We start from the raw sequence: 11,172 nt of genomic DNA on the forward strand, positions 1-11,172 counted from the left end.
CCCCGACCCCCTGAGCTATATCGCAGGACTCGTAGAAACCGGGACGGTCTTACTCTATGGCTATGAGCGTCCTATCCTACCCGGTGTAGATCTTGACCGTCCGCTCCCTAATCAGGATTATCAGCACTTAGTTTTTTGGAGCCAGCCCCCCTCGCCCCTCCATGGGCACTGGCTAATTGCCCATAGCCAGCCCCGTCAAGTCCATCTATTACTCCAACCCGTGCCCGTCCTGGACTGGGAAGCAGTCCTAGAACTGCTTTTGACCACTCTCACCCAGCCCCGAGCGACCTGTAACCTCCTCGGGCTAGGCCAACAGTACTGGCTCTCGCCTCAGTGTTTATTGGAGGGTTTACACGAATTACGCTGGGCCTTGCACCATGTCTCTGGTCCTGGTTGGGGTACAACCCACGGTCAATTGGCGGCTTGGTACCAAGGTCAACTCCCCCTCTATGCCCCTAGTGCTCGTCAAGGCCCGCCTGTACGGACACTGTTTCGTCCTTAGGAAGCACGGGAAACACGGTTTTAATTCTCAGAACACCTAAGCTATGTTACCTATCCCAGGGGCAGCTTACCGATTGGCTGCTCTGGCTAGCACCATAGCGGTAGGGGTTGGAACTACAACATGACCATTGAACCAAGACTTACACGCCGTCAAGTCCTCCAAGCTAGTGCGGCAGTACTGGCTCTGGGGCAAGGCGTACAGGCACAAACGACCCGTCTCGTGACTCGTCGTCTGGGACGGACTGAACGTCAAGTGACAACCTTGGGGTTAGGTGGACAGGCTTCGATTGAGTGGCCCGGAGCGGGGATTGACCCGGTGGCGATCATTACCAAGGCGATTGGTGAAGGGGTGACCTATCTGGATACCTCGAACATCTATGGTCCGAGCCAAACTAATTTTGGACAGGCTTTTCAGGAGCTAGCGCTTATCCCTGGGCGCACGGATTATGACGCGGGGTTGCGGAGTGCGTTGTTTCTCGCTACTAAAACCCATATGCGCTACAGCCGCTACAGTGGAGCCGCCTTGCCTTATATCTATCGCCGGTCTGATGGGACTGGGATTATCGGCGCAGTAGATGATGTACGCCGTTCCCTCTCGCAGATTTTTGGTAATGGGCAAGGGAGTTATCCCGCTGGGTCCTATCTGGATTTAGTACAAATTCACAACTTGACTGAAATTGGGGAAGTAGATGCTATCTACGCTCGTCTCAATGATGCAAATCCCGGGTTGACGACAATCGGAGCCTTAGCGGGGTTATTAGATCTACGAGATGGCACCAACCGCACTGGGCTCAATCCCAAGGGTGAGCGTGTAATCCGGCATCTAGGCATTAGTGGACACTGGAGTTCCCCGGTTTTGATGGATTGTTTACAGCGCGACAGCCGCGATATCCTTGAGACGTTGCTGGTCTCGCTCAATACCAACGACCTGAATTATCTCAACCACCGCTACAATGTCTTGCCGATTGCCCGCGCCCTTGATCTAGGGATTATCGCCATGAAGGTCTTCGGGGATGCTACCTACTACGGACGTAAGCCTGGTTTTGCCAATGACGCTTCCGACGTATATCTCAAGGTCGGTTCGCCTTTTTTATCTTCCAAAGCATTGATTCAATACACCTTGAGCCAGCCCGGTGTGGCAGTGGCCCTGACGGGAATTGGCAAGATTGACCCCAGCAATGACCCGACCAAAGACCAACTCATCTCTAACATTCAAGCCGCCCAAGTTACGACCCCGATGAGTGCCAATGCCCAACTCGATCTAGAGGCCAAGACAGCGACCTTGGGCGATACTAACTACTTCCAGACTGACGCGATTAATTTGACACCCCCGCGCAACCTCCAAGGCACCCGCCAAGGTCAGACTATCACCCTCACCTGGGATACTCCCTACGCTGGGAATTCCCCGCTCCAGTCCTACGATATCCTCCGCGCTGGCAGTGTCTTGACTACCCAGACCCACACTGCCCAGACCTCGACTGCCCGGTACCAATTCACTGAAAACAATCCCACCCGGACCGCTTACACGGTCCGAGTCCGCGATAGCAAAAACCGTACCGCCCAAGCCCAAGTGACGGTCTAGAGTTGGTCCAAGAGTTTGTGGGTCTGGGGGATGACGCGGACTCGGTTGAGTCGGCGGCTGAGTCCACTCTGCCAAGCGAGGACTTGGGCCGGTGTGGGGGCAATGGCTCCATTCTGAGGCGTGACCGGCTGGAGGACAACTAAAATATCCGGGTCTACTCCCGCCACCAGTTGCGCCGCCCGATTCAAATCCGCTGGGTCCGTATCGCCAGTGATGACCCATTTGGTATATACCTGTACCCCTTGGTCCACGCACAACCGGAGAGATTCTTCATGTTCAGTCCAGAGGGGCTGCTCCCCGCAAGCAGAGGGAAGCTTCAGGTCCATTGAGACCCAAGCCAGAGCGGGTAAGACTGCCGCCAACTCTTTGGGATGATGTCCCCCGGTCTCCAAATAGGCTGGAATGGGACATTGGGGTAAGAAAGCCTGTAAAAAGCGGTGGTGTAATAAAGGCTCTCCCCCGGTCAAGCTCAAATGAGCGTGGGGATAATCTTTTTGTAATAAACTCACCCAACGCCCCAACTGCTCTACTGAAACCGGATTCTGGATGATGATGAAGTCCCGTGCCCCGCTGTGTTGTTCCACCCGTGCAGTTTTAGTTACGCTGTGGGTCTGGGGCGAATCGCACCAGCTACAGCGCAGGTCACACCCCCCAAAGCGGATAAACAGTTGCCGCTCCCCGACTAGCGGACCCTCCCCCTGGATCGCTGAGAAGACTTCTACCAGCCAAGCTTCCATCACCTTCATCCTGCTGCTTTATAGCTTTCAACCTTAACAGTCTGGCTTGTTACCTGCTGATTCTTCCCGTCGCTGCCCTGTGTCCGTAGTGATAAAATAAAGCCTGCACCAAGCGGGTGTAGTTTACTGGTAAAACCACAGTCTTCCAAACTGTAGTAATGGGTTCGATTCCCATCACCCGCTATCCTCACCAAAGAAACCGGGTGACTGAGCAAGAAATCATCTGACTCATCGCCCGCCAGACTGCAATTAATACCCAAGCTATTGCTGAAATACGGATACTCGTCAGCGATTTGCGCTTATCAGTCGCGGAGTTGCGCGAAGGCCAAGCCATGCTAATCCAGTGGTTCAATGAGGAGCAGGACCGCCGCGAGGAGATGCGTCAGGATCAACTCTGACGCGAGTTCGCGAATAAACTAGGACTTACGCAAAGCGACGGGTGATGATAGTCTATGTATCGTCATCAATCTTGCTGAGACTTCTTGCCAAGCACCGGTTACCCACAGGGTGGCACATGTAAGCCTGGATGGGGTTCAAGCTGCGGCTCACAGCGGTTTTTTAACGGGGAGAAGCCATAAGCTAGTAACTGCTCTTACGCTCTTCTGGCTTCGTGGTCTTGGTTCCCCACCACGCCTATGCCCTTCAGGGTATGGGGCGGAGGGGTCTCTCTATCGAAAGAGACATTTTTACAGGAGCTTTATGTAACATATGCTACTAAATGCTATGTTTGAAAAGTATTCAGTAGGGGATTGAGCGTGAACAAAATTGAAGCGGTTATTCGTCCTGAGAAATTACATGATGTTCGTACCGCGCTCTTGGCACGGGGAATTGGTGGGATGACGGTGACAGAGGTGCTGGGCTTCGGGCGGCAGCGCGGGAACCATTACAGCTACCGGGGAACTTCCTATGAGGCGACTTTTATTAAGAAGGTCAAGCTGGAAGTTGTAGTTCCTGAGAATATTACGGACAGTGTAGTGGATGTGTTGGTGGCCAATGCCCGTACCGGGTCGGTTGGGGATGGCAAGATTTTTGTCACGCCCATCTCGCGGGTCGTCCGGGTCCGTACTGGGGAAGAGAACGAGAACGCTCTCACTCCGGCTCTTGAATCAGCGGTTGTTTCCTAAATCCCTTCGATGCTGACGCCGAGGAACTGGGCCATCGTCGCGGCCTGTTCCTCAAGCACAGTTAAGGTGGGGGGCTGCTCTACGCCGGAGAGGCGGATGTCCCCCTTACCTTTCACTTTTAAATAAATGAGTCGGCGTGGATTAAGGCCGTCCTTCAATACAACCCGGATACCCTGAATCATGTTTAGGGGGTACTGGATGTTGACGTGGCGGTCTTTGCCGAGGAAGCCTGAACGGTAAATCGTGACTTTACCGGACTTTTTGTCGAATTCGTTGTAGCCAGCACCGACATTTAAAAAGATAGTCAACCAGTAGTAGAGCGCGAACAAGCTCCCCAATGCACCGTAGGCACTCAGGACTGCGCCTTGGGGGAACTTATTAAATTGTGGGTTGCCGACAATATCGGTGAAGGGTAAGAGGTTGACCCCAGCGAAGGTGGATAACCCCGCTAGAAGGAAACCCAGACCCCCAATCGTCAAGGCTAGGGCGGTCAAGTAACTGCTGAGGCGACGCGCTCCGGCAACTTCATAGCGGAGACGGGTTACCGTTTGTTGAATGGGAGCCATGGACACACGCAGTACAACTTTTTATACATTGTAGGGGCAATCAAAATCTTTTGCGGGCGATGGGAATGGGAACAAACCCCTGTGGGTCTTCTTCTAGAAGAGGGACTGAAAACTGCACGCTTACCCCTTGACAAACCATGACCTCTGTTTATGAATCGCAACTGTTGGCGGGCCACATCCTGGATTGGCGGCTAATCCGCTCCATCGCCCGCATTTTAGGGACTGAGTTACAGCAGGTGGTGCCCTTGGCTTTGGAGAATAACCGTTTACATATCGGTTGTTTTCGTCAACCGGACTCTGCCTACCGCGCCCAACTCTCGGGCCGCCTCAAAAGCGACCTCCGAGTCAGTCTGTTGCCGGAGACCGAACGGAACCTCTGGTTACAGCTATGCCAGGAAAATCTGGATGCCCAGGTCCTCGCTGCTACCCAACTCACGGTCGTCACCAATGGCGACCAGCCCGATGAACAACAAATTAGCCTCAAGGTCCAGGGTCTTTTGATGCGGGCCCTGGAGTCACGGGCTTCAGATATTCACCTAGAACCCATGCCCGAGGGTCTGCTGGTGCGCTACCGGGTGGACGGTCTGCTTAAGGAAGTGGAACTCTTGCCCGTGGAATGGCAGAAGCTAATCGTGGCACGGGTCAAGGTCATGGCGGATCTGGATATTGCCAACCAACGTACCCCCCAGGACGGGCGTTCTACCCAGACGCTGGGCAAGACGACGCTGGATTTACGGGTCAGTACCTTACCCTGCCTGCATGGCGAGAAAGCCGTGATCCGGTTACTGAATAAATCCAACCGCTTCATGTCTCTTGAGGAAATAGGCCTGGTCGAGCAGACGCTGGAGGTCTATACCAAGTGGCTAGACCGCGCCCAGGGCCTGATTCTCATCACTGGACCCACAGGCTCGGGCAAAACCAGTACGCTCTACGCGAGCTTGATGCGTCTACTTAACCCCAATAAAAATATCGTCACGATTGAAGACCCAGTTGAGTACCAACTCTCTAGCGTCAACCAAGTCCAGGTGAACCCGAAGGCGGGGCTGACCTTTGCTGGGGGCCTGCGCTCGATCCTCCGTCAGGACCCGGACATCATCATGGTCGGGGAGATCCGGGACCCGGAGACGGCCCAGACCGTGTTTCAGGCAGCAGTGACGGGGCACTTGGTCCTGGCGACCATTCACACCGACGATGCGCCAAGTACGGTCAACCGTTTAATTTACCTAGGCGTGGAGCCTTACCTCATCTCTGCGGCCCTGCTTGGGGTAGTAGCGCAGCGGTTGGTGCGGCGGGCCTGTCCCCGTTGTGCGACCTATTTCAGTCCGACAGCGCGAGACCTGACCCGTCTGGGGTTGTCCGATAGCCTCCCGCAGACCGATGAAGTGCGCTGGGTCAAGCCTACGGGCTGTGAGGCGTGTCAGGGGGTAGGTTTTCGGGGCCGGGAGGGGATTTTTGAGGTCATGCCCGTGGATAATATCATTCGGCAGATGATCCATGGGCAGTCTAGCGTTATGGATATGAAAGCTCACCTCAGGCAATTGGGGCTACCGACCCTGGGTGAGGCTGGTCTGCAAAAGGTGATGGCGGGTAAGACCACAATTGAGGAAATTCTGCGCGTGGTGAGCCTTTAAACTGATGGATGGAAACGAGGTGTGCCGATGACAATGATGCCCCCGGAGGGTCCTGACGAAAACGGTCTGTTCCCCTGGGAACGGGAGGACCGCCGCGCCTCGGCTCTGCCTTCGTCTCCGGCCCCCAGCTTCTTACCCAAGGGTTTTCCCACGGTAGAACAACCCTGGCTCACGGTTCTGGGAGTGAGTTCGGTGATTATGCTAGGCACTTTCTTCATCCTGTTCCTCGCAACTCCGCCGCCGCCGCCGCCTGTCGTTATTATCCCTAATCCCGTCTCTACCCCTGATCCAGCCACGATCACCACCACCACTGCCTCGCCCTCTATTACGCGCCCCGTCCGTCGTCGAGCTACCACGACCACAACATCCCCCATCGAGACGGTGGCAGCTAGCCCAACGGAAACAACGGCAGCCATCCCCCAAACAACACTCCCACCCATCCCGGCTCCCTCCACAACAGCCATAGCTCGTCCCTACCCGTCTTTGACTAAAGAGGACCTCAAAGAAGTCCTACAAGATGTTGGTCGCGCCAACCCCTTCACTGTGCCCCCTGCTGCTGCTAAGCCTGTCATCCAGCCTTTACCCTCGCAGATCACCCCCTTACCGCCGCCCAGTGGACGCCTCCCGCCGCCGCCTGCCCCCCTCGAACCCATTCCTAGCTTGGTTGCTTTGGCCTACTCCCCGACTGTGGGTTGGCTGGCCCAAGTCCAAATAGGTGAACAAGTCCTTGACGCTGCTAAAGGTGTGCGGGTGGGTTCTTGGTTGGTCCGCTCCGTGGGTAGTGGCGGGGTCGTGATTGCCAAGGGTAAACAAACACTCACTCTGGTCCTCTAGGTCTTCACCATGCGCTGTGCTGCTTTTGTTGTGAGTATGTTGGTCACCCTCCCGGTGTGGGCGGCTCCCGAGTTACAGGGCGTTGAACCGCTGCCTGCACCCAGTCAAGGGGTGGTCATCAAAGCCCAGGAGGGCCTGACCTACGAAGTGCGTCCCACGGTAGATAAAGCCCTAGTTCTCCTGCTCAAAGGGGCGACCCTGGGACAGACCCGCCCCGCCGTCCTACCGACTAATTTTGGCAGTGTAATCCTCAACCAAAGCACCGAGGGCGTGACCGTCCGGCTGACTTTTACCCAGCCCGACACGACCTATCAGTTTCAGCCGAGCGATGAGAACCGGACCTTGACCGTCCAGTTGACAACCAAAGGCCAACCCGTTGCCCAGGCCCAGGCCCAACTCACCACAACCGTCCCAGCTAAGCCTGTCGAACGCTTCACCCTCAAGGCCCGGAGCCAGGAAGTACGCGATACCTTGACCCTGTTGAGTCGGATCAGCCGGACTAGCATTGTCACCAGCCCCGAGGTCCAGTCTAAGGTCACGTTGAATCTTGAAAATGCAACTTTTGAGGATGCCCTCAAATCCGTCGTCGCCCTAGCCAACCTACAGTTCCGGCGGGAGGGAGAAGTATACGTCGTCTTCCAACGCCCGCCCAATCCCCAGGGCGGCCCCGCGAGTGATGACGGGATCAAAGATATCGGTGACCCGCGCCCCCGTTCCCCCGACGACGACCCCGGCGACCGTCTAGTTTCGATTATTGCCAATGACACCGAACTCAGCCGCGTCCTCAAGGAAATGGCGAACCAAGCCAACGTGGAATTGATCCTGACCGGACAGATCAACGAACAGGTCTCCGTGCGCTTGGTCAACCGCACCTTCACTGACGCGCTAGAACAATTGTTGGCTGGAACAACCTTTGGTTACAGCCGTGCCGGGAATGTGTACCGGGTGGGCGATGCGACTCCGGGCACGCCCACGTCCAAGGCTTTTTCGACCCTAAAAGTATTTCGTTTGAGTAACAGTAAAGTCAGGGATCTCTTTGACCAACTCCCCCCGTCCCTCGCCGCCCTCAGCCAGGGGATCAAGATTGATGAACCCCGCAACGCCCTAATTGTGAGCGGCCCGCCCTCCTTCGTAACCCAGATCGCGAGCATTATCAAAGAACTGGACACCCCAATCCCCACGGTGAGCTTCGGGGTCAAGATCGTTGAACTTACTGAAAGTGGTTCTCAAGATTATCGGGCTGTAGCGGCTTATCTCGGCGGTGGTGATACTGTAGCCGGGGTCACTGGTCAGGACCGACGAAACTTACTCGGGGTGTTTGCCAATGACCCTTTTACCGTCTTGCTTCTCAACAATTTCCAACGTATTTTGACTACGGTAGGCGGGCTGATTCAGAGTGGGAAAGGCAGGCTAGTTACCGATACTAAGGTAACTGCCATCAGCGGACAGACTACCGCCATTGACGTAAGCCAGCAGGTTAACTTCACCCTCTCGACAGCAGTCAGTTCCGGTTCCTCGACTGTGCCCAGCCAGACGCTCCAGACGATCAATGTCCCGACCACGGTACAAATTACGCCGACGGTCCAGGCGGATGGCAATGTGTTTACGGATATCCAGATCCAAGCCTCCTCTACCTCTGCGCCAACAGTTGCGGTACCCGGTGATACCGTAGCTCCACCCAACCTCAACTCGCGCCGGGTTGCCAGTAAAGTCCTTTTACGAGACGGTGAAACGATTGAGATTGGCGGCTTGATCCAAAACCAGAGCACTGAGACCCGCTCAAGGCTGCCCATAATTGGCTATATTCCCTTCATTGGCGATCTCTTCTCAAGCACGAACCGGATTGAGACTTCCAGCGAGTTGCTGGTCTTTGTTACTGCCTACATCAACCGTCGCCCGACCCAGCCGCCGATTCAAGAGGCTCCGGTGGGCGGTACGAGACTCGACATCATTCCAGACGCGCTTAAGATCTTCCCAGATACTCTCATCCCGCCCAAATAAGTTTGGCGTAAGTTACGGTTAGCTGAAAAATCCTGAATAGACTTCAATTAAATATCTTTGCTCTAGGGAAACATCCCCGGTGGTTTATAGCTAGCTGGGACGGGTGGACACCCCTGAATTTACAACCATAAAAGCGTGCTAGAATTAAGTTTGCGCTTCTGTGAAAGATACCTCTTCACAGCTTGGATTGGACGCAAAATCATACATTCTTAACTGTTCTTAGGAGTACCTGCATGAGTGGTGCGGCGGCGGATCGGATCGTGACGGCGAACCTGCGGAGTGAGATGCAGCGTTCGTACCTAGAGTACGCCATGAGCGTGATTGTGGGGCGTGCTCTCCCCGATGCGCGGGATGGACTCAAGCCCGTCCACCGCCGGATTCTCTTCACCATGCACGAGTTGGGTCTCAGCCCAGACCGCCCTTTCCGTAAATGTGCGCGGGTGGTCGGGGACGCGTTGGGCAAATATCACCCCCACGGCGATGGTGCCCTCTACGATGCCTTGGTCCGCATGGCTCAGGACTTCTCAATGCGGATGCCGCTCATTGAGGGCCACGGAAACTTTGGCTCGATTGATGATGATCCCCCGGCGGCGATGCGCTACACCGAATGCCGTCTGACTCAACTCTCAGCCCAGACCCTACTGACTGATATCGAATCCGATACGGTTGACTTTCAAGATAACTTTGACGGTTCTCAGCAAGAGCCGACCCTGCTCCCGGCCCGTCTCCCCCAGTTACTCCTAAATGGTTCCTCGGGGATCGCAGTCGGGATGGCAACCAATATTCCGCCCCACAACTTGAGTGAGTTGGTGGAGGGGTTGATTACCCTGATTGACCAGCCTGATACCAGTATTAGCCAACTGATGCAACACATCCCCGGACCGGATTTCCCGACCTCTGGGGTAATCCTGGGGCGCGGCGGGATTCGCGATGCCTACCACACGGGCCGGGGCTCAATTACCTTACGTGGCAAAGCGGAGATTGAAACGATTACCCGGGGAGCCACCACCCGCGAGCGGCAAGCTATCATCATCACCGAATTACCCTATCAAGTCAGTTCCCAGGCCATCGAACTTAAGATTAGTGAACTGGTCAACGATGACCGCCTCGACGGAATTGCTGATTTACGCAACGAATCGGATCGCACCGGGATTCGGATTGTCGTCGAACTCAAGCGCGATGCCCACCCCAGAGTCGTCCTCAATAACCTTTACAAGCTCACGCCCCTACAGGTGACGTTCGGGGTAACGCTGCTGGCCCTTGTCGAGGGCAAGCCACGGGTGATGACCCTCAAAGAAGCGTTAGAAGTCTTTATCAACTTCCGTATTGAATTAATCGAGAGACGGACTCGTTACGAACTCAACAAAGTCCGCGAACGTGACCACATCTTGCAGGGCCAGCTTACGGCTCTGACGCACCTAGATGCGGTGATTGCGCTGGTTCGTAATGCCACTGATACCCCTGCGGCTAAGCAAGAGTTGATGACCCGCTATGACCTCTCGGAGACCCAGGCTGATGCCATTCTGCGGATGCAGCTGCGGAGCCTGACTTCCTTGGAGGCGGACAAACTAGAAGAAGAACACCGGACCTTGATGCTGCGGATCGAGGACCTGACAGACATCCTGGAGCGTCGTCCCCGCATTCTGGAGATGATTAAAACTGAGTTACTCGACCTCAAAACCCGTTTTGCCAATCCCCGCCGCACGGTCATTGAGTTTAGCGAGGGGGAGCTAGAAGACGTAGACCTGATTGCCAACCAGGAAATCCTGGTCATGTTGACGGAACAGGGTTACGTCAAAGCCATGCCGAGTAACGCTTTTAATTGCCAGAGTCGCGGCACGCGGGGCAAGTCTGGCGGGAAGGTTAAGGATGACGATGGGGTGAAGCATTTCTTTGCCTGTTCTAACCACGATACGATCCTCTTTTTTACCAACTTGGGCACGGTCTTCGCGCTCAAGGGCTACCAACTCCCGGTCGGTTCGCGGACGACACGGGGGATGCCCATCGTCCAGTTGTTGCCGATTAGCGGGGAGGCCAAAGTTACCTCCATTGTCCCGGTCCACGACTTTGAGCGGACCGATGAGTATCTGGTCATGTTGACCCAGCAGGGCTACATCAAAAAGACCGACCTCAAAGCCTTCGCCCATATCCGCACCAACGGCCTGATTGCCATTGACCTAGAGGAGGGTGACGAAC

General features: G+C 55.3%; 8 protein-coding genes, 1 tRNA gene and 1 pseudogene. 8 read left to right on the plus strand and 2 right to left on the minus strand.

Annotated elements, in window-relative coordinates:
* Both HFM78_RS14345 and HFM78_RS14350 read left to right on the plus strand, forming a co-directional pair.
* Positions 1 to 502 (plus strand): annotated as a pseudogene (locus HFM78_RS14345) (hypothetical protein); the annotation flags it as partial.
* A gap of 120 nt (positions 503 to 622) precedes the next feature.
* Positions 623 to 2,083: an aldo/keto reductase gene (locus HFM78_RS14350; protein WP_287130140.1), complete on the plus strand. Its 1,461-nt coding sequence runs from the start codon at positions 623 to 625 to the stop codon at positions 2,081 to 2,083.
* Here HFM78_RS14350 and HFM78_RS14355 read toward each other — a convergent pair.
* Positions 2,080 to 2,820 carry a 7-carboxy-7-deazaguanine synthase QueE gene (locus HFM78_RS14355; protein WP_287130141.1) on the minus strand — a complete coding sequence of 247 codons (741 nt, stop codon included), beginning with the start codon at positions 2,818 to 2,820 and terminating at the stop codon, positions 2,080 to 2,082. The genes HFM78_RS14350 and HFM78_RS14355 overlap by 4 nt on opposite strands.
* Before the next feature lie 112 nt (positions 2,821 to 2,932).
* Between HFM78_RS14355 and HFM78_RS14360 the strand changes: the two genes are divergently transcribed.
* Positions 2,933 to 3,003: transfer RNA gene (locus HFM78_RS14360), tRNA-Gly, on the plus strand.
* A gap of 572 nt (positions 3,004 to 3,575) precedes the next feature.
* The gene (locus HFM78_RS14365; RefSeq protein WP_287130142.1) at positions 3,576 to 3,944 is read left to right on the plus strand and encodes a P-II family nitrogen regulator; all 369 of its coding nucleotides are present in this window, start codon (positions 3,576 to 3,578) and stop codon (positions 3,942 to 3,944) included.
* Here HFM78_RS14365 and HFM78_RS14370 read toward each other — a convergent pair.
* Positions 3,941 to 4,510 carry a photosystem I assembly protein Ycf4 gene (locus HFM78_RS14370; RefSeq protein WP_287130143.1) on the minus strand — a complete coding sequence of 190 codons (570 nt, stop codon included), beginning with the start codon at positions 4,508 to 4,510 and terminating at the stop codon, positions 3,941 to 3,943. The two genes, HFM78_RS14365 and HFM78_RS14370, sit on opposite strands and share 4 nt — an antisense overlap.
* A 137-nt stretch (positions 4,511 to 4,647) precedes the next feature.
* Here HFM78_RS14370 and HFM78_RS14375 point away from each other — a divergent pair, with 137 nt between their 5' ends.
* The 4 genes from HFM78_RS14375 to gyrA all read left to right on the plus strand — a co-directional run.
* Positions 4,648 to 6,141 (plus strand): GspE/PulE family protein, encoded by a 1,494-nt coding sequence (locus HFM78_RS14375; protein ID WP_287130144.1) that lies wholly within the window; start codon positions 4,648 to 4,650, stop codon positions 6,139 to 6,141.
* 27 nt (positions 6,142 to 6,168) lie between these two features.
* Positions 6,169 to 6,975 carry a hypothetical protein gene (locus tag HFM78_RS14380; protein ID WP_287130145.1) on the plus strand — a complete coding sequence of 269 codons (807 nt, stop codon included), beginning with the start codon at positions 6,169 to 6,171 and terminating at the stop codon, positions 6,973 to 6,975.
* A gap of 9 nt (positions 6,976 to 6,984) precedes the next feature.
* Positions 6,985 to 8,976, plus strand: coding sequence for a secretin N-terminal domain-containing protein (locus tag HFM78_RS14385; protein ID WP_287130146.1), 1,992 nt, complete (start codon positions 6,985 to 6,987; stop codon positions 8,974 to 8,976).
* A 233-nt stretch (positions 8,977 to 9,209) separates the two neighbouring features.
* A partial coding sequence (gene gyrA, locus HFM78_RS14390) for a DNA gyrase subunit A (RefSeq protein ID WP_287130147.1) occupies positions 9,210 to 11,172 on the plus strand: 1,963 nt, incomplete at its 3' end.

The organism is Candidatus Cyanaurora vandensis (genome assembly GCF_013285555.1).
GTDB lineage: Bacteria > Cyanobacteriota > Cyanobacteriia > Gloeobacterales > Anthocerotibacteraceae > Cyanaurora > Cyanaurora vandensis.